Genomic DNA, 18679 nt, shown 5'->3' with positions numbered 1-18679 from the left:
TTTGCTGGGCGCGCGGCCGAAGCGGCCGACGCCACTTTGTAAGCCAAAGCAAATAGAGCAACGGCAACGGCCTCATGATCAACCATGGGCCGGTTGAGCCGGGTCATTCATGCAGAGTGCGCTGAACAATTCGTCGCGATCAACCAAGCAGGGGATCGCCGTCGCAACTACCTAAAGCGCGCCAGGAGCGGAGAGGCTCGCCGCCGGCGGGATCGACGCTTCAATTGACATGCTGCGGATTCCGGGGATTGCGGCCAGGGATTCCGATTGAACGCGACCATGCATTCCGATCGAAGGCGGCCACCTGTTCCGACGAAGGCGGCCGGAGTGTCGTTGCCGGCATGAGGAGTTGGGTCAGGTTTTCTTGGCTGCGTCAAGATTGGCGCGCTGCGCAGTGATCTTTCGCATGCTGTCTCCCTTGAGTGTGAGGCGGTGAGCATTGTGGACGAGCCGATCCAGGACGGCATCGGCGATGGTCGGGTCGGCGATGACCTCATGCCAATTTTCGATCGGCACCTGGCTGGTGATGATGGTCGATCCGCGCTGGTGTCGATCGTCGACGACTTCGAGGAGATCGCGACGCTGCTCGCCGGTAAGCGGTGCGAGGCCCCAATCATCGAGGATGAGCAAATCGACCCTCGATAGTGTCTTGAGGAGCCGCGCATAGCGTCCGTCCCCGCGGGCGAGCGCAAGAGCTTCGAACAGCCTTGGCAGGCGATGATATAAGACGGATCGATTATCGCGGCATGCCTTGTGGCCGAGTGCGCAGGCGATCCAGCTCTTGCCGACGCCGGTCGGCCCGGTGATGAGCAAATTTTGCTTGCGGCTGATCCAATCGCCATCGACGAGCTTGGCAAAGAAGGCGCGGTCGATGCCGCGCGGAGCGCGCAGATCGACATCTTCGACGATTGCGGCCTGCCGTAGCGAGGCGAACTTCAGGCGCACGATGAGCCTTTTGTTCTCTCGCTCGGTTGCTTCGCGATCGATCATCAGGCCGAGGCGCTGCTCGAAGGTCAGCGCGGTAACGTCCGGTTGGCGTTGCTGATCGTCGAAGGCCTTGGCCATGCCGGCGAGCCCGAGAGCAGCGAGACGTTCGTGGGTGTGGTTGCTGAGCATAAGGTCTCCTTGTTCGTGGTCAGTGGTAATAGCCGCGGCCACGGATGTTGCCGTGCTGGATGGGATCGGCCTCGGGGGCGGTGTCGGGAAGGAAGGCTTTGTCCAGGCCGGTCTTGAGGATCGAGGCGATCGACCGATAGCTCGCTGAGCCGATGCTGATCCCACGGCGGCACGCGGCTTCCAGACGTTGCGTCCCATAGGTCTTTTCCAACCGCAGGATGCCGAGACAGGATCGGAAGCCCTGCTCGGGATGGGGCTTTGTCCGCATGATCGCCTGGCACAGCGCGATCGTGGACGGACCGATCTTCTCGGCGGCGGCCAGCAGACGTGCCGGCGTCCAGAAGGCGTATCGGCGATGTGCGCTCGGCATGTGCTCGGGGATCGTGGTGTGGCGGCGCCTGACGCCTGAGCGTGCGTGGCTGGCGATCCGGGTGCCGCGATGGAACACCTCGATGGTTGCCTCGGTGGCCCGCACCTCGACGACCTGGCGGATCAGGCGGGATGGCACCGAGTAGAAGTGCCCCTGAACCTCGACATGGTAATCCGGCGCTACACGGGCACGACGCCATTCGGCGTACTGATAGGGTTCGGCCGGCAGCGGCATCAGGGCCGGACGATCGATGGTGTCGAAGAACTCGCGGCGGCTGGCACCGAGCTTGCGCATCAGGCGGGCGTTGAGTTCGTCGACCAGGATGCGGATCGCAACGTTCAACTCGGCGAGCGAGAAGAAGCGCCGGTTGCGCAGCCGCGCCAAAATCCATCGCTGGACGATAAGAACCGCCGCCTCCACCTTGGCTTTGTCGCGCGGCTTGCGGGGCCGCGCCGGCATAATGGTGGTGCCGTAATGGGTGGCAAGATCCTGGTAAGTCCGGTTGACGCCTGGCTCGTAGCGGCTCACCACCGTCACCCCGGCCTTCAGATTGTCGCAGACGAGCGCCTTCGGCACTCCGCCCAGGAAGGTGAGCGCATCCACATGGGCGCCGATCCAGTCGGGCAGCGCCTCGCTGAACCGGGCTTGGACGAATGTGTAGTTCGACGCTCCCATGACCGCGACGAAGATCTTGGCGGCGCGCACCTCCCCGGTAAGCCCGTCGAACACCGGCACGGTATCGCCGGCGAAGTCCACGAACAGCTTTTCGCCGGCCGCGTGGGTCTGCCGCATGGTCGCCGTGATGCCGTGGCGCCATTCGACGTAGAGGTCGCAGAACCGGCTGTAGCCGTAGCCGTCGGGATGATGGCCGCGGTATTCCTCCCACAGCAGCGCCAGCGTTACGCTGCGGCGGCGCAACTCGGCATGGACATGCCCCCAATCCGGAAGCGGCTTCGATCGCGGCGGGTTGTAGCCGGCTGGCGCAAACAGCTTGCGCTCCAGTGCTGTGTCGTCGAGCTCCTCCGGTATCGGCCAGGTGATGCCGATCACCGCGGCGCGGCGGACATACTCCGCGATCGCCGTGCGACCGATCCCGACCGATCGGGAGATCACCCGATCGCTCACCCCACAGGCATACTTCAGGCGTAGAACTTCTCGAATCTTCCGCATCGGCAATCTCTCGGCGGGCATCGGACCTCCCATTGCGTGAACCGCAAAAGGAGGGACCTTGCCCCGTTCAGATTGCCGACAACGCCCCCCGTCTCACCCTATCAACAGGGTGGCCGCCTTCGTTCGGATTGGGTGGCCGCTTTCGATCGGAATCGCTGGCCGCCTTCCGTCGGAATCGGTGGCCGCTTTGCCTCGGATTCCGCAACATGCGCCTCTTCACAGTGCCGGCCGCGAGCCGTTCGAGCGTATTCATTTCTATTACGGGCCGCCCCTTAGCTATGGCCTTTATCGTGCGGCCCGGCCCCTCGGGAACGGATTTTCGATCGTTGCATCGCCGCCGCCCCAAGGAGGCCAGGTGATTAAGTGATGACGAGCCGCGATACGCCGTTTCTCTCGCCCGGTTGCTATAAGCCGGCGCTTGCGAAACGGTGAGCATTGCTAGTAGTGCGGAGGAGTGATCACCCACACGACTTTAGCAGGCACCGTCCCGGGGTTCGCGCATCGATGTTGCGAAGTGCTGCTAAAGGAGAAGCTGTCTCCTTCCTCGAGCTGAAACAGCTTCCCGTCGACCCACAGGTCCAGTTGTCCCGCGACTAGCACCCCCGCCTCATTGCCATCATGGCTGTATTCCCCGCTGTCGGCCCCCGGCTCGATTGTACTCATGAGAAGTTCTAGCGGGCCGGCGAGATTGGGAGAGAGCAGCTCCTCGGCGATGCCGAGGCCGGTGAAGGTCAATCGGCGGCGGTGCGCCTTGCGAACGACGACATCCCGTTCGTCGGCCGTGGCCTGCATGTTGCCGTTGAAGAACCAGTTCATATGCACGCCGAGAACGTCGCTCAGCTTTTTCAATATCCCGATCGGCAGCTTCGATTGGTTACGTTCGAGCTGACTCAAGTAGCCGACCGAAATGTCGGCGGCTTGGGCAAGCTGGGCCAGCGTCAGCTTCTTGATCTTGCGTAGCTCGCGAATCTGTCCGCCGATGGCGGCCTCCAGATCCAAGCCTTCTTTCGCTTCGGAGGCGGCCCATTCATCGGCTGCGCGTATCGATCTAATGGCCATCGTCTCTCGTCCTTCCAAGGCGGGCGCGTTGCTGTCACGACCAGCCGGCCTGCAACTTAGTCAAGCAACCCACTTTCGACAGTCAATCACGGCTCAATCGTTGGAACGTCTGCGACCCGAGCCCCAGACTGCCTCGATTCTTTATATGAGACGACTTTGGAAAAAACACCTATAAGCATGAAAAAGCTATTCATGTTTGTGAAAAAATGCTAGGTAATTTCACAAACGGTCGTTTGGAGCTTTAGGTATGACGGATCTTCCAAAGTCGGCTCAAGTCGTCATCGTTGGCGGCGGTATCATGGGTTGCAGTCTGGCCTACCATCTGACTCTGCGCGGTTGGACCGATGTCGTGCTGCTTGAACGTAAGCAACTCACCTCCGGAACGACATGGCACGCCGCCGGTTTGGTGGGTCAGCTCGGGGCTACCCACAATCTGACGCGGTTGGCCCAATATACGACCGAACTCTATGGGCAGCTCGAACGAGAGTCGGGGCAAAACACTGGCTACCGCCAGATCGGGTCACTGGCAATTGCGACCCATCAGGAGCGCTTCGAGGAGTTGAAGCGCGGAGCGTCAATGGCTCGTTGTTTTGGGTTGGAGGTAAACGTCCTCACGGCGAAGGAGGCGGGCGATCTTTGGCCGTCAATGGCAACCGAAGATCTCGTGGGTGCGGTTCATCTTCCCAAGGATGGGCAGACCAATCCGGTGGACACGACGCATGCGCTCGCGAGGGGCGCCAAGCTTCGTGGGGCGAAGATATTTGAGGGCACCGCTGTAACCGAGATCGTGATCGAAAATGGTCGCGCGGTCGGTGTGCGCACGAAGGGCGGCGAAATCGCCGCCGAATTTGTGGTCAATTGCGCGGGCATGTGGGCGCGGGACCTCGGTGCAAGCGCGGGTACGACCGTCCCGCTTCACGCGGCCGAACACTTCTATATTGTCACCGAGCCGCTGCCCGAGATCAAAAGGCATCTTCCCGTGCTGCGTGATGCCGATGCTTGCACGTATTTCAAGGAAGATGCCGGCAAGCTGCTGGTCGGCTGGTTCGAACCGGTTGCGAAGCCTTGGGGGATGGAGGGGATACCCGACAGTTTCGAGTTCGATACGCTGCCGGACGATCTCAATCATATCGAACCGCTGCTTGAGGGGGCGATCCGTCGCGTTCCGATGCTGGCGAAGGCGGGAATCCAGTTGTTCTTCAACGGACCGGAGAGTTTTACCCCGGACGATCGCTATATGCTTGGCGAGACGCCGGAGGTGCGAAATCTGTTCGTGGCGGCGGGCTTCAATTCCATTGGTATACGTTCCGCGGGTGGAGCGGGCAAGGTGCTTGCCGATTGGATCGTCGATGGTCACCCGCCGATGGACCTGTGGGACGTCGATATACGACGCGTGATGCCGTTCCAATCCAACCGTCGCTATCTCCGCGATCGAACGGTCGAATCGCTTGGTTTGCTGTACGCGATGCACTGGCCGTTCCGGCAGCCGGAGACAGCGAGAGGTGTCCGACGTTCCGCGCTACACGATCGCTTGCTCTCGCGGGGGGCCTGCTTCGGTGAGGTCGCGGGCTTCGAACGACCTAATTGGTATGCGCCAAAGGGGCACGAGGCCAAGTACGAATATAGTTTCGGGCGGCAAAATTGGTTCGACTATTCCGCCGAGGAGCATCTCGCGGTGCGCGAGAGCGTCGGGCTATTCGACCAATCGTCCTTCGCCAAATTCGTGTTCGAGGGCGAGGACGCCGAGCACATTCTTAATAGGATTTGTGCGAATAACGTCTCGGTTCCGATCGGGCGCGTCGTATACACTCAGTGGCTCAATGAGCGTGGTGGCATCGAGGCGGATCTGACGATCACCCGCGAAAGCGAAAAGCGCTTCCTCATCGTAACCGCCGTCGCCACGCAGGTCAGGGACTTGGCCTGGTTGAAGCGCAACATTCCGGAAGGTGCACGGGCGCTGGCCGTCGACGTCAGTTCGGCCTACTCGGTCCTCGGCGTGATGGGTCCGAAGTCCAGGAGTTTGTTGAGCAAGCTGACGGGTGCCGATCTGTCGAACGGTGCGTTTCCATTCGCGACCTCGAAGGTCATTGATCTTGGTTATGCCAAGGTGCGGGCAAGCCGCATTACCTATGTCGGAGAACTGGGATGGGAATTGTACGTTCCCACGGAGTTCGTCCAGGGCGTATTCGACGTTCTTTTCGAAGAGGGTGCTTCATTCGGCATGCGCCTTGCCGGGTACCACGCGCTGAATTCATTGCGGATGGAGAAGGGATACCGGCACTGGGGCCACGACATCACCGATGAAGATACTCCGCTGGAGGCCGGGCTCGGCTTCGCGGTCGCTTGGTCGAAGCCGCAAGGATTTGTTGGGCGCGATGCGTTGCTGCGTCAGAAGGAAGCCGGGCTCAAGCGCAAGATGGTCCATCTTGCGCTCGAGGATCCCGCGCTGTTGCTCTACCACAATGAACCGATTTGGCACGATGGTCGTCTCGTAGGGCGCGTCACGTCCGGCATGTACGGTCACAGCATCGGAGCCTCTCTTGGTCTGGGCTATGTCGAGAACCCCGGCGGCGGAGGAGTCGATGCGGCTTATTTGCAGGGCGGCAAATTGGAGGTCGAGGTCGCAGGCGTGCGTGTGCCCGCCCGTGCTTCGCTACGTGCGTTCTATGATCCCGCCAACAATCGGGTGAAGGACGTCGAAGGTGCCGTGGCCGTGTCTGCGGCGGCTTCCTGATCGGTAGGGTGTCATGTCTGAAATTAGCGCCGTATCCGCCAGCCCCTTTGCACAGAGTTCGCCTGTCCCGGGATTGAAGGAACAAGTCAATCGGCCCGACTTTGTCCTGACATTCTCCTGTCCGGATAGGATCGGCATTGTTCACGCTGTCTCTGGCTTCCTCACGAGCCATGGATGCAATATCCGAGACAGCGCTCAATTCTCCGATCGCAGCGTCAGCAAACTGTTCATGCGCATTTCATTCGACGCGCTGGATAAAATCGCAATCTCACGCTTGCAGTCGGAGTTTTCCGAAGTCGGAAAGTCATTTGACATGACGTGGCAATTGCATGATTCCAGTTCGAAGCCACGGGTCATGATTATGGTCTCCCGCGCCGGACACTGCCTAAACGACCTTCTGTTTAAGTATTCCACGGGAATGCTCGATGTCGAAATTCCGTTGATCGTTTCGAATCACAAGGACTTCTATCGCCTCGCCGCGTCCTACGACATTCCTTTCCATCATCTGCCGATCACTGCCGACACAAAGCTCGTCCAGGAAGCAAAGCTAATGGCGCGGGTCGAGCAGGAACGCATCGATTTGATTATCTTGGCCCGATACATGCAGATTTTGTCGGATGGGCTCTGTCAGAAGATGTCCGGACGGGTCATCAATATCCATCACTCGTTCCTGCCAAGCTTCAAGGGAGCGCGTCCGTATCATCAAGCCCAGTTAAGGGGTGTCAAGTTGATCGGCGCAACAGCCCACTATGTCACCGCGGACCTGGATGAGGGGCCGATCATCGAGCAAGACGTCTTACGCGTTGATCATTCCCTCACGCCCGAGGAACTCTCGGCGGTCGGACGAGATGTGGAGGCCGCAGTATTGACGCGAGCCGTCAAGTTTCACGCCGAGAACCGGGTCCTGTTGAACGGCGATCGCACGGTGGTCTTTCGATGAGCATCACGATACGGGCAAACGGGACATGAGCGCAGCGCTGATCAACGGCGTTGCCGCTGCGAGGCAGCTTCACGACGAGTTGTGCAGTGCCGTCGAAACTCTCGCGGAACGGGGGGCGACCCCTGGTCTTGCCGTTGTGCTTGTTGGCGATGATCCTGCAAGCTCGGTTTACGTTCGCAACAAGGTGCGTAGGTCGGTCGAAGCGGGATTGCGATCGTTCCATCACGAGCTACCCGCCTCAACCAGTGAAAGTGATCTTCTGGCGTTGATCAAGCGCCTGAACGCGGCCGAAGACGTTGACGGCATTCTCGTTCAACTGCCGCTACCCCCTCACATTGATGCCCAGAAAGTGACTGCCGCCATCGATCCGGCAAAGGACGTGGACGGTTTCCATCCTATTAATGTCGGCAACCTGTCGCTCGGCGCACCCGCTTTGGTCGCCTGCACGCCACTCGGATGTATGCTTTTGATCAAGGGCGTCCGTAAGGATCTTGCCGGGCTTTCCGCAGTCATCGTCGGCCGTTCCAACATAGTCGGGAAGCCGCTAGCACAACTCCTGTTGCGAGAAAACTGTACGGTTACCATAGCGCATTCCAGGACCAAGGGTCTTCCTTTGGTCTGTTGTGGTGCGGACATTCTGGTTGCGGCGGCCGGACGAGCAGGGTTCATTCGTGGCGATTGGATCAAACCCGGTGCAATCGTCATCGACGTCGGCATCAATCGCATTGAACGCGACGGCAAGCAGCAATTGGTCGGCGATGTGGATTTCGAGGGTGCGCGCAGCGTCGCCGGCGCGCTGACACCAGTTCCGGGCGGAGTGGGTCCGATGACCATCGCGTGCCTGCTCAGGAATACGGTCGAGGCGGCCTGCCGCCGCCGCGGTGTTTCTTCGCCGCTTGGCACGGATTAGTTGTGTCTCTCATGAGGTTGACGATCTGAACTGAGCTGAGGTTGCAAAACTTCCCTGTGTCCAAGCAGAGACCACATGAACGTTCACACAAGGATGCGCCATTGACGTCCAACGCCCGAAGGCGATGGCCAGGAAGCGTGGAAGGTGGCTGAGCCAAGCCGACGCGGCGCACCGGTTCAACACGACGCCCTAAGAGCGTCGCCAAATGGGTCAAGCGCTTCCGCGCAGAAGGTGTGGCAGGCTTGCATGATTGCTCCTCCATGCTCCATTCATCGCCCAGCCCCACAGATAGCACCATCCCTTACGCACAAAATCTGCACTTTGATCGCGATCAACGCGGATCAACTCATCAGTTCGTGATAACTCCCTTCCCAAATTGAGTGAAAGAGGATCGATGAAGGTCTTGGTGCCGGTAAAGCGGGTGGTCGATTACAACGTCAAGGTCCGCGTCAAGAGCGATGGATCGGGTGTTGAACTCGCCAACGTCAAAATGTCCATGAACCCGTTCGACGAAATTGCGGTCGAAGAAGCGCTGCGCCTGAAGGAAGCCGGCAAGGCGACCGAAGTCGTGGTGGTCTCCATCGGACCGGCGCAGGCGTCGGAAACGATCCGCACCGGTCTCGCCATGGGCGCCGATCGCGGCATCCTGGTGAAGGCCGAGGGTGCGGTCGAGCCGCTCGCGGTCGCCAAGATCCTGAAGAAGATTGCGGACGAAGAGCAGCCGGGCCTCATCATTCTCGGCAAGCAGGCGATCGACGACGACAGCAATCAGACCGGCCAGATGCTGGCCGCGCTGCTCGGCTGGTCGCAGGCGACCTTCGCCTCGAAGCTCGAGGTCGAAGGCAGCGACTTCAAGGTCACCCGCGAAGTCGACGGCGGCTTGCAGACCGTGAAGCTGAAGGGACCGGCGATCGTCACCACCGATCTCCGTCTCAACGAGCCGCGCTACGCCTCGCTGCCGAACATCATGAAGGCCAAAAAGAAGCCGATTGCGGACAAGACTGCCGCCGATTATGGCATCGATCTCACCGCGCGCCTCGAGGTTCTCAAGACGACCGAGCCGGCGGGCCGCAAGGCGGGCGTCAAGGTCAAGGACGTCGCCGAGCTGGTGTCGAAACTCAAGAACGAAGCCGGGGTGCTCTGATGACGACGCTTTTGATTGCCGAACACGACAATGCGTCGCTCAAGGATGCGACCAACAAAGCCCTGACCGCAGCGGCGGCGCTCGGCGCGGATGTCGAGGTTCTGGTGGCCGGCGAGAACGCCAAGGCTGCGGCCGACGCCGCCGCAAAGCTTGCCGGTGTGAAGAAGGTGCTGCTCGCCGACGGCGCGCTTTACGCGCACGATCTGGCCGAGCCACTGGCCGCGCTGATCGTCTCGCTGGCTCCCGGCTACGACGCCATCGTCGCGCCCGCGACCTCGCGCTTCAAGAACGTGATGCCGCGCGTCGCGGCCCTGCTCGACGTCATGCAGGTCTCGGAGATCACCAAGGTGGTCGCCCCGGACACCTATGAGCGCCCGATCTACGCCGGCAACGCCATCCAGACGGTGAAGTCGAAGGACGCCAAGAAGGTCATCACGGTGCGCACCTCCACCTTCGCCGCAGCGGGAGAAGGCGGCAGCGCGTCGGTCGAGAGCGTCGCGGCGGCGGCCGATCCGGGCCTGTCGTCCTTTGTCGGCGAGGAAGTCGCAAAGAGCGACCGTCCCGAGCTGACCTCGGCCAAGATCATCGTCTCCGGTGGCCGCGCCATGCAGAGCCGCGAGAACTTCGCGAAGTACATCGAGCCGCTCGCCGACAAGCTCGGGGCCGGCGTCGGCGCTTCGCGTGCCGCGGTGGATGCGGGCTATGCGCCGAACGACTGGCAGGTCGGCCAGACCGGCAAGGTCGTGGCCCCCGAGCTCTATGTCGCGGTCGGCATTTCCGGCGCGATCCAGCATCTGGCCGGCATGAAGGACTCCAAGGTGATCGTCGCGATCAACAAGGACGAGGACGCGCCGATCTTCCAGGTTGCCGATTACGGCCTGGTCGCCGACCTCTATCAAGCGGTTCCTGAGCTCACCGAGGCGCTCGGCAAGCTCGGCAAGTAAAAACGCGTTCACAACACCGGCCGGAGGTATAAAGTTCCGGCCGCTGTTGCAGGCGGCGGTGAGCTCGGGAACCATTCTGTTCACCAACCGCAGCAACGGGAGCAATCATGTCACTCAAACTCTTCGAACTCGTCGGCACACGCCTCGCGTCCGTTCAGCCCCTATTGCCGGCGCACGCGGATGGCGCTGGCACACAAGGGATGTCGGCGGAGACGCTGCCCTGGCGCTTCACCGAGAGAGCGCGATTGCGGCGCACGGTTCGAAAAAAAGTCCCCGTGCTGTTGCACGATGACAAGCCCGTGGTCGATTCCTGGACCATCGCGAATTATCTCGAAGACCATTTTCCGGATCGTCCGTCGTTGTTCGGAGGCGAGGGCGGCCGCGCTCTGGCGCGATGATGATCAATGCACATCACCACTAGACTGTATGTCCCCCCACAAAATGAGGCGACTCACCCTCGATGTTGCGACGAGGGTTGCCCGGATGGACCGGGTAGAGCCTCAAACAAGGAGGGCGAGTCGTGGGTCATCATACCGAGGTCTTTGTCGGAATCGATACGTCAAAATCGCGCAATGCTATAGCCATTGCCGATGGCGGCCGTGGCGGCGAGGTACGATATCTCGGGGAGTTTCCTGCCACGGAGGCAGCGATCCGAAAGCTGGTGGCAAAGCTTGCAGCGAAATGCTGTCAGTTGACGTTTTGCTACGAAGCAGGGCCAACAGGATACGGTCTCTACAGACTGCTCAAGAGCCTCGGCCATGACTGCCTGGTGGTGGCCCCCTCGCTCGTTCCGAAGAAGGCCGGCGATCGAGTGAAGACGAACCGGCGCGATGCGGTAAGCCTCGCCAAGCTGTTGCGCGCGGACGAGCTCACGGCGGTGTGGGTGCCGGACGAGCGCCATGAGGCTATGCGCGATCTCTCGCGCGCCCGTCAAGCAGTGAAGAAGGACCTCCAGGGCAAGCGTCAACAGATCTCGTCATTGATGCTGCGGCTGGGACGCATCTATCCGGGCAAGACAACGTGGGGACCAGCCCACATGAGATGGCTCATGTCGCAGAAGCTCGAGCATCGCGAGCAGCGCATCGCATTCGAAGAGTTACTTGAGGGGATACGCCAGGAAAGTGAGCGGCTGGAGCGTTTGGAAGATGCCATCCGCGAGGTAGTACCCGAGTGGTCGCTCGCCGAGGTTGTGTCGGCCCTGCAGGCGGTGCGTGGGATTGATCTCATTGCGGCTGTGGGGGTGCTGGCTGAGATCGGTGATCTATCCCGCTTTCAAAATCCGCGCGAGTTGATGGGCTATCTGGGTCTGGTGCCCACAGAAAACTCGACTGGCGACCAAGTCAAGCGAGGCGGCATCACCAAAGCCGGTAATGGGCGGGCGCGACGTATTCTTGTAGAGGCGGCCTGGAGCTATCGATATCCGCCGCGCGTGAGCCGAGACAAGCAGCCAAAGGTGGAGGCCGCACCGAGAGTCGCGCGCGAGATTGCGTGGAAAGCGCAAACCAGGCTGTGCGGACGCTTCCGCTCACTCGAGCGGAAGGGCAAGCGGCGAACCGTAATCGTCACGGCGATTGCCCGAGAGCTATCCGCCTTCATTTGGGCGATCAATCGCGAGCTCATGCCACCTCGACAGGCGTGACATCGTTGGGGGCTGTGGACCGCTCGAGTCGTGAGGTGCGCTCGACCGGCCCACAGCCCCCTTTGTTGCAATCAAGATCAGGGGGCAGTCGCAGACATTAATCGTGCAGAAGTGAAGGCGGGACCACGGCAGGGGAAATCCTGAAATCCATTATGTGGCCGATCATCCGATCGACGCCCGACGCTAGACCAGGGACAGCCCCAGACGAAAAAACGGAAATGCGGTATCCAACCCGCGAATCAGAGCCTGTTCACCGACGTCTTTGAGTCCCGCCTTCTCCTCTGCACGATCCATCGGCACAAGAACTTCACGATGAGTCCTCGTGGAGATGAGAAACCGTGCGCTGTGTGCTTGACTGGGGACATCAGAATGGGATGACCCGCCCCGTCCTCTCAGTCAGACTGAGTTGGCTTTTGAAAGGAGCAAGCAATGAGGACACGGAACAAGCCCAGGCCGGCAACGGTATTTGGGATCGACATTGGCAAGAACCTTTTCCACGTCGTTGGGCTCGACGCCGCCGGAATGCCGATCCAGAAGGCGACCTTTCGGCGCGATACGCTCTTGCAGTTCTTCGAACGTGCAGGACCGGCTTTGGTGGGGATGGAGGCCTGCTCCGGCTCGCAATGGTTGGCCCGCAAGATCGCCGCCATGGGGCACACCGTTCGCATTATCCCAGCTCAATTCGTGAAGCCATATGTGAAGTCCAACAAAAATGACATCATCGATGCCGCGGCGATCGCCGAAGCCGTGACGAGACCAACGATGCGCTTCGTCGAGCTAAGGTCGCCTGAGCACATTGACCTGCAAGCGCTGCATCGTGTTCGCGATCGGATGATGTCGCAACGGACGTGCCTCATCAATCAGATGCGCGCTTTTTGCCTGGAATATGGGATCGCTATTCACCAGGGCGCCGGCAAGTTCAAGGCTGATCTGCCGAGGGTTTTGGCCGATCAGTCGAATGATCTAACCTCGGCGATGCGTCGCATTCTTGCATCTACATTTGACGAGCTGCGGCAGCTGGAGCTGCGGATTGCCGAGGTCAACCGCGAGATTGAGGCAATTGCCTCTCAAAGCGATACCGCACGTCGATTGATGACCATCCCCGGGCATTGGTCCGCTGGCCGCGACGGCGCTTTTGGCAGCAGCTGGATCTGCCCGCCAGTTCAAAAAGGCCCGCGATATGGCAGCTTGGCTAGGTCTTGTCCCGAGAGAATATTCTACGGGAGGCAAAACGAAGCTGCTGGGGATAAGCAAGCGCGGCAATCGATATCTGCGCCGGATGATCATCCATGGCGCCCGTTCCTGCGTGACTCATCTTGATCGCTCGCGATACCGCCTTGGCGCGTGGCTTGATGGACTTCAGGCACGCATGCACACTAACAAGGTCACCGTCGCCTTGGCGGCCAAGATTGCGCGGATCGCATGGGTGGTGATGACCAAGCCCGGCGCAAGCTATGAACGGCCGGCCTTTAGCTGATCCCGTTTGTTCCAGACTGCGAGGTTCGTGAAGGTGATGACGAAACAGTCGATCGGCGCGCCGTAAACCCTGTGCAAAAAAGCGGGCTTCGAGCCCGAACCATTTATCTGGGAACGGCACGCGCGGATCTCATCATGGCCTGGCCGCAACAGCGGCCCACTTGCAAGAGGCCGGATACATTTGTGCAGACTGCATCGTCCTCATTAAACGACCTTGCACGGGCGGGGCGGGTCAGAGTTTCATAGGAGGCCCTTTAAGACCGCATTGTCCAGTATGGCGTCGGAAAGCGCCCATCCTGTTCGCCGCACATCCGAATAGTCGTATCACGGCTAGGTTTGAATGTGCCAAGCAATAGCGTGATGAAATCCGACGAAAAATGGTGTCTCGACGAGGAATTTAGGCGTCAGTGCGGGACCAGTTGCATTAATCACGATTGACTTATCGCTAATGTACAGACGCGGAAATGTAACTGCTTCACGATCAAAGAGAATGACCGGCGTCAAACTTCGGATCAGCGGAATCGCGGCCGGCCAGCATTTTTGGCGGCTCCGCATCGCATGTACATAAGAAGGCTGATGGCATGGCTTTGACCGGAGAATGTAGCGAAGCCACCGTTGGGACGTTCCGGCTTCGGGCGGTGACTGACAGCGTCCACGAGAAAATCGGCGCTCGCCTGCGTTACATTAGACAGCGCAATCGGCTCTCACAGCGCGCGCTCGCAAAGCGGGCCGGCGTGGTCAACTCGACCATATCTTTGATCGAATCAGGGCAGACGAATCCGTCCGTGGGTGCGTTGAAGCGCATATTGGACGTCATTCCAATCAGCTTGGCAGAGTTTTTTTCGCTTGAGGAGGAGGACAGGGAGCAGATCTTCTTCAAAAGTAAAGATCTGACGGAGATCGGCAAGGGAGGAATTTCCTTTCTGCAGGTGGGAAATGGTACGGTTGGTCGCGCGATGCAGATCTTGAAGGAGACATACACGCCGGGGTCCGATACAGGAAAGGTCAACCTGGTTCATGACGGTGAAGAGGGCGGAGTCATCATTAGTGGACGCTTGGAGGTTACGGTCGACGATCAACGGCGTATTCTAGGTCCTGGCGACGCATATTACTTCTCCAGCCGCCGGCCACATCGGTTTAGGTGCATTGGCGGAGAGCCGTGTGAGCTTGTGAGCGCTTGTACGCCACCATCATTCTGACCAAACAGTGGACTCCAGAGCCGACCGTCCAGCACAGGCTGACAGATCGCCGATGCGGCGCTCGACGCGCGTCCTTGGACCAGCTCACGGCCTCATTGCATGCGTATGGCCTGGCGACCTCGGTCGAAGCCGTCCGCTCGGTCATTTGTTACGTGCCGTTGAGGCTCGCTTAGAAGATCGCCGCCCAGCCGCCCATCCCCGGTTGCCAATGACCAAGCAGATGGTCAATCGGCTCGCCAGTGCACTTGATGATCTCGCGAGCCATAAAGCCATAAGGATCTCTATCACTTTGCATTAACCGGGACCGAGATTCGCAAGGAAGGCATTGGGGACTGGCTCGAGAAGCAAAAGGCAAACTTCAAGGGGCGCTAAAAGACGGCAAGAGATAGCGCATCTGCAATAAAACGGCGGCGAGTTTGAGCCCACCGCCAACGCATGCCTCGACACCATCGCTGTCAACACGCGAACCTGGGCAACTGCATAGAGGAAGTCGTCGACGGCCTGATGGCGCTCGGCGACAATAGATCAGAGCGCGGATCGACTTCCAAAGAGGCAACCAACTCACCCGTGCACGAACATGGTGATTAACGGATCGGGGCCAACCGTACGCGTCGCGTGCCCATGCACTTTCTCGTTGAAAGGTGCGCCGATGGGCGGCGTGTCGGCCCCGTAAAAGCAATCGCCAGGTTTGAAAACACGCGAACTCCCATCCTGCAGAATGATCTCCATTTGCCCCCCGAGAATGAAGACCCACAAAGGAGTGCCGGAGCAATGGAATTTAGAGGTTAGCCCGGCGGGGGTCTGACGCAGCTGATAACTACTGCACGCAAATCGTGCTGACAGCTGCATCTGCGGGGTGCCTTCGGTGAGGTCTATCGTTTCTTCGCGAAAGCGCGCGCGGCCGTCGGTGTCGGTAAAAAGGACAATTTTTTTGAAGACGTTCATGCTATCCTCCAGTTGACTTCATTAACTCATTGACTGGCCGGTAAGTCCCCATACTCATCGTTGGTGGGCCGTCAGGTCGCATGGCGCAGCGGCCCTGCAAATTTCCACTCTTGTCGGCGAGAATACATCATGACTACGGCACGAGCGAGCACCTCCCAATCGTCGCGTTCGGCAGTGGAAAGCACCTTGAGGCGCACCACGTTGTCGAAGGTGCAGGATTCGTTGGCGAACGCCTTCGCCATGTTCGCCATGGATCTGATCTCTGAGGGTCGCCCTGGTTGCGCATTCGTCCTGCTGCATCGAAGTCGCCCGCGCCGCCGACGAAGCTCGACCGGCCCGCGCTAGCGGATGATTGTGGGTGTCCGCGATCGGAAAATGCCAAATCGGCGCAGTCATGTCGTTCTCCAATTCAACAGCCGATCGAACCGCTGACATTGAACAGGACGCCTTCAATGTCTTCAGCTCGCGCCGCCGCAGAAGCTGGCGACCCATACATCTAATGTGACTGCTTAGTTGTATTTCTCGACAGCGGCCGGAACGTGTCTAGCCGACACACACGACATGACTATCATCGCCGCCATGGTTGAACAGACGTTTTCTTTGATGCGGTAAGTCCTTGAATATCATCGGGAGTGTTTTCTATTTCGAACATTGCACCCGAGCGCGCTTCTCTAATTGTATCTGTTAACCGAAGTGGACTTTCTTGGCGCTGGCGTAAGCGGCTCATTTAATGAAGGTCGCCGCTCATCTACCTGCAACAGCAGCCGTACTCCGCCTCTAATGTTATCGATTTGGCTCCCGAAATCTGAATATCGCTGCCGAGACCGAGTTATAAGCCGACGGTTTGCATCGCTCAGCGCCTGTTGCGGCGCAAGTCCTCCTCGTCGAATGCGAACTTTGCGCCCATGCAGATTGGTTCAGCACGTCGAGGCCGCGGCGGATGCCGCCGTCGAGCATCACGGTCATCATGTTGCCCACAGCATCGCAGATGGCAGGCAGCACCTCCAATGGCGACGGTGCATTGTCGAACTGCCGCGCACCATATTGGAAACCATGATGCCGTCCACCCGAGTGCGCGCGGACCGCGTCGTCAGGGTGCATGATTCACTTGAGCACGAAAGCGCCTTTCCATAGATCGCGATAGCGCGCGACATGCTTCCACGCCATCGGCGCGTAGCTCTGGTCGACGACGACATCGCCCAATTCATCCGCGCTGGCGTTGGCAATTGCTTACTTGGCCCAACTATCGAAATATGGCCTGCCGTGCTGCGGCCACTGTATTATCCAGCCGGGAGGTGCAGCGCTTGGAGCTTTGTCTTCCAGGTACCTTCAGAGGCCTGCCCCAGCCGTTCCGGATGTCGCGCTCACGGTTCGAGCCTATTGGCACGCCGGTGAATACGAGAGACCTGAGCCCGGCGTCGTTCATGCTCTTGATCATGTCCTCGCAGATCGACGGATCCTTGGCGGAGTAGAGTGGGTACCAGCCATGGCTGGCTGCCAGCTTGCCGAGATCCGATCAAGCCCGTGCTGAGCCCGACGTGAATGAAGGGCACATTGAGGTCGCGCGCCGCCTCAGCTAGTATCATTGTCGGTGCCGCGGCCGGAACAGGCTCGCCAGCCCTGTCGGGCGCGATGCCGGCTCGAATAAGTGCGGCCAAACAGTATCGTCAACTAATTCCGCGCGTCCTGGTTACTGTTGATTGCGAGTTGTAGTTTAATACTGCTGCTTCGGTGAGCTTTCCGACCAAACTCAAGTATCCGGCATATGTTGCTTTCCTTCAGAATCTGAATTGACCAGCCCAACCTTATTATCAGTAGCAAAGCCCGTTTCGGTTTGCTTGGCTCTTTGTCTCTGAAGAAGATCTACTCTGCCTTGTCGGCGAAAACGCTCAGCTAATCGGAAAGGCATCCAGATGTGCTTCAGCGCGGTCAAGGACGGACTGTTCGCCCCGCATTCATGACCGGCCACGCCTCATTGCAAGCGCTTGCTGGAGAGTCGATTGCTCTGCCTGATAATGACGAAGGGGAGCAACTGTCAGTCATCGTTACAAGGCAGCGTATTTGATGAACGGCTCGCGAATACGCTGCGAAACTTGTACGAGCAGGATCATTCGTCGCCATGTAGACGAGAAGCGTCTTGCATTTAGTTTGTCGCGATCGTCTGCCCGCGGTTCCTCTCTCCGCAGCACTGATGCCTTTTAGATCATGTGCCCGGTGCCCGCGAAGCTTCGGCGCAATCGCGTCGCGATGCACCTTCTATTCCCAGGACACCGCGCGATACTCCTCGAAAGTCAGAACGGTGAGGTTGGCGCGCAAAGCTTCCGGAACTTTGACCATGCGGACGGTGGCGCCGGCACGCCCCGCTGCTGGAGCCGCGACCTGATGCTCCGCGCGCTCCGCCCACCGGTCATTGCTGCAAGTGGCAGCGCAAGATCTTGCACGCCGGTCCACGAACAGTCCGACCGTGTCGAAACTCCATGAAGAGCATTTCACACCGACGGACGGCAGCAGCCGATAGGACGGCTTCATCGCAGCCACGCCACAGTCGGATGCCGGCCTGATCACGGACCCTCCGGCCTGCGTGCCTAATGCGAGTGGAATCATACGGGCGGTCACGGCGGCCGCTGAGTCTGAGGACGAGCCACCTGGCGTGTGATCATCATTGCGCGGATTCAGCGTCGCAGCCGGATCCGTAGCCGCGAAAGCGGTCGCTATCGTCTTGCCGACAATGGTCGCACCCGCCCCGCTTGAGCATCATGACCACAGAAGCATCCGCGGGGGCTGCCAGCACTTGCAGATCGGCAGCCCATTTCGGTCGAAAGCTCCGACGTATCGATGATGTCGTTAATTCCGACTGCAATACCGGGGCAGCGCCCCCCCTTATTTGTGGCTCGTAGGCTTTTCGTCCGGCTGACAAAGGCGCCGATATTCATTTCGTGGGCGCCGATCGCCGCGAGGTATTGCGAGAGCGTGGCCTCGCCCTTATGGATGCTGCGCCTGAAGCTAGAAAGGGAGCTCCTCACGAAGAGTCTT

The 18679-nt window shown here is 59.6% G+C and carries 16 protein-coding genes and 2 pseudogenes; 10 read left to right on the top strand and 8 right to left on the bottom strand.

What is annotated here, in order from left to right:
- Window positions 1–354 precede the first annotated feature (354 nt).
- From istB to RX329_RS36925, 3 genes are all read right to left on the bottom strand, one after another.
- Window positions 355–1116 (bottom strand): IS21-like element helper ATPase IstB, encoded by a 762-nt coding sequence (gene istB, locus RX329_RS36935; RefSeq protein ID WP_007592724.1) that lies wholly within the window; start codon window positions 1114–1116, stop codon window positions 355–357.
- 19 nt (window positions 1117–1135) lie between these two features.
- Window positions 1136–2677: an IS21 family transposase gene (istA, locus tag RX329_RS36930; protein WP_007599102.1), complete on the bottom strand. Its 1542-nt coding sequence runs from the start codon at window positions 2675–2677 to the stop codon at window positions 1136–1138.
- Window positions 2678–3094: 417 nt separating this feature from the next.
- Window positions 3095–3715 (bottom strand): helix-turn-helix domain-containing protein, encoded by a 621-nt coding sequence (locus RX329_RS36925; protein ID WP_317245209.1) that lies wholly within the window; start codon window positions 3713–3715, stop codon window positions 3095–3097.
- A gap of 247 nt (window positions 3716–3962) precedes the next feature.
- On the opposite strand from RX329_RS36925, the gene RX329_RS36920 reads away from it, so the two are divergent.
- From RX329_RS36920 to RX329_RS36875, 10 genes and pseudogenes are all read left to right on the top strand, one after another.
- Window positions 3963–6449: an FAD-dependent oxidoreductase gene (locus RX329_RS36920; RefSeq protein WP_317245208.1), complete on the top strand. Its 2487-nt coding sequence runs from the start codon at window positions 3963–3965 to the stop codon at window positions 6447–6449.
- Between the two features lie 13 nt (window positions 6450–6462).
- Window positions 6463–7389 carry a formyltetrahydrofolate deformylase gene (purU, locus tag RX329_RS36915; RefSeq protein WP_317245207.1) on the top strand — a complete coding sequence of 309 codons (927 nt, stop codon included), beginning with the start codon at window positions 6463–6465 and terminating at the stop codon, window positions 7387–7389.
- Between the two features lie 25 nt (window positions 7390–7414).
- Window positions 7415–8299, top strand: coding sequence for a bifunctional methylenetetrahydrofolate dehydrogenase/methenyltetrahydrofolate cyclohydrolase FolD (gene folD / locus RX329_RS36910; protein WP_317245206.1), 885 nt, complete (start codon window positions 7415–7417; stop codon window positions 8297–8299).
- Between the two features lie 233 nt (window positions 8300–8532).
- Window positions 8533–8679 (top strand): hypothetical protein, encoded by a 147-nt coding sequence (locus RX329_RS36905; RefSeq protein ID WP_410706184.1) that lies wholly within the window; start codon window positions 8533–8535, stop codon window positions 8677–8679.
- 14 nt (window positions 8680–8693) lie between these two features.
- The gene (locus RX329_RS36900; protein WP_085350746.1) at window positions 8694–9443 is read left to right on the top strand and encodes an electron transfer flavoprotein subunit beta/FixA family protein; all 750 of its coding nucleotides are present in this window, start codon (window positions 8694–8696) and stop codon (window positions 9441–9443) included.
- Window positions 9443–10387, top strand: a complete 945-nt coding sequence (locus tag RX329_RS36895; RefSeq protein ID WP_317245205.1) for an electron transfer flavoprotein subunit alpha/FixB family protein — start codon at window positions 9443–9445, stop codon at window positions 10385–10387. Before RX329_RS36900 ends, RX329_RS36895 begins: the two co-directional genes overlap by 1 nt.
- A gap of 107 nt (window positions 10388–10494) precedes the next feature.
- Window positions 10495–10782, top strand: a pseudogene (locus tag RX329_RS36890) (glutathione S-transferase N-terminal domain-containing protein); the annotation flags it as partial.
- A 125-nt stretch (window positions 10783–10907) separates the two neighbouring features.
- Complete coding sequence (locus tag RX329_RS36885) at window positions 10908–12026, top strand: IS110 family transposase (protein ID WP_275199710.1); 1119 nt, start codon at window positions 10908–10910, stop codon at window positions 12024–12026.
- A 429-nt stretch (window positions 12027–12455) separates the two neighbouring features.
- Window positions 12456–13503: pseudogene (locus RX329_RS36880) on the top strand (IS110 family transposase).
- A 580-nt stretch (window positions 13504–14083) separates the two neighbouring features.
- On the top strand, window positions 14084–14701 hold the full coding sequence (locus RX329_RS36875) for a cupin domain-containing protein (protein WP_317245204.1): 618 nt from the start codon (window positions 14084–14086) through the stop codon (window positions 14699–14701).
- A gap of 561 nt (window positions 14702–15262) precedes the next feature.
- On the opposite strand, the gene RX329_RS36870 is transcribed toward RX329_RS36875, so the two are convergent.
- From RX329_RS36870 to RX329_RS36855, 5 genes are all read right to left on the bottom strand, one after another.
- Entirely contained in the window at window positions 15263–15646 is a 384-nt protein-coding gene (locus tag RX329_RS36870) for a hypothetical protein (protein ID WP_317245203.1), read from the bottom strand.
- Window positions 15647–15717: 71 nt separating this feature from the next.
- Window positions 15718–15897: a hypothetical protein gene (locus RX329_RS36865; RefSeq protein WP_317245202.1), complete on the bottom strand. Its 180-nt coding sequence runs from the start codon at window positions 15895–15897 to the stop codon at window positions 15718–15720.
- 532 nt (window positions 15898–16429) lie between these two features.
- On the bottom strand, window positions 16430–16747 hold the full coding sequence (locus RX329_RS36860; RefSeq protein ID WP_317245201.1) for an alpha-hydroxy-acid oxidizing protein: 318 nt from the start codon (window positions 16745–16747) through the stop codon (window positions 16430–16432).
- Between the two features lie 142 nt (window positions 16748–16889).
- A complete protein-coding gene (locus tag RX329_RS42205; RefSeq protein WP_410706181.1) occupies window positions 16890–17084 on the bottom strand; it encodes a hypothetical protein in 195 nt (64 codons plus the stop codon).
- 818 nt (window positions 17085–17902) lie between these two features.
- Window positions 17903–18361: an amidase family protein gene (locus tag RX329_RS36855; protein ID WP_317246477.1), complete on the bottom strand. Its 459-nt coding sequence runs from the start codon at window positions 18359–18361 to the stop codon at window positions 17903–17905.
- Window positions 18362–18679: the final 318 nt, after the last annotated feature.

It is taken from the genome of Bradyrhizobium sp. BWC-3-1, assembly GCF_032917965.1.
In the GTDB taxonomy this organism is placed as follows: domain Bacteria; phylum Pseudomonadota; class Alphaproteobacteria; order Rhizobiales; family Xanthobacteraceae; genus Bradyrhizobium; species Bradyrhizobium canariense_D.
Note: the sequence above shows the minus strand (reverse complement) of the source record. Positions and strands in the feature narration are given on the sequence as shown.

Coding starts and splice junctions, on each gene's coding strand:
- RX329_RS36925 (WP_317245209.1), bottom strand. CDS start 3,715: ATGGCCATTAGATCGATACGCGCAGCCGATGAATGGGCCGCCTCCGAA.
- RX329_RS36865 (WP_317245202.1), bottom strand. CDS start 15,897: ATGGCGAACATGGCGAAGGCGTTCGCCAACGAATCCTGCACCTTCGAC.
- RX329_RS36860 (WP_317245201.1), bottom strand. CDS start 16,747: ATGCACCCTGACGACGCGGTCCGCGCGCACTCGGGTGGACGGCATCAT.
- RX329_RS36895 (WP_317245205.1), top strand. CDS start 9,443: ATGACGACGCTTTTGATTGCCGAACACGACAATGCGTCGCTCAAGGAT.
- RX329_RS36870 (WP_317245203.1), bottom strand. CDS start 15,646: ATGAACGTCTTCAAAAAAATTGTCCTTTTTACCGACACCGACGGCCGC.
- RX329_RS36875 (WP_317245204.1), top strand. CDS start 14,084: ATGGCTTTGACCGGAGAATGTAGCGAAGCCACCGTTGGGACGTTCCGG.
- istB (WP_007592724.1), bottom strand. CDS start 1,116: ATGCTCAGCAACCACACCCACGAACGTCTCGCTGCTCTCGGGCTCGCC.
- istA (WP_007599102.1), bottom strand. CDS start 2,677: ATGCCCGCCGAGAGATTGCCGATGCGGAAGATTCGAGAAGTTCTACGC.
- RX329_RS36920 (WP_317245208.1), top strand. CDS start 3,963: ATGACGGATCTTCCAAAGTCGGCTCAAGTCGTCATCGTTGGCGGCGGT.
- purU (WP_317245207.1), top strand. CDS start 6,463: ATGTCTGAAATTAGCGCCGTATCCGCCAGCCCCTTTGCACAGAGTTCG.
- RX329_RS36900 (WP_085350746.1), top strand. CDS start 8,694: ATGAAGGTCTTGGTGCCGGTAAAGCGGGTGGTCGATTACAACGTCAAG.
- folD (WP_317245206.1), top strand. CDS start 7,415: ATGAGCGCAGCGCTGATCAACGGCGTTGCCGCTGCGAGGCAGCTTCAC.
- RX329_RS42205 (WP_410706181.1), bottom strand. CDS start 17,084: ATGATCAAGAGCATGAACGACGCCGGGCTCAGGTCTCTCGTATTCACC.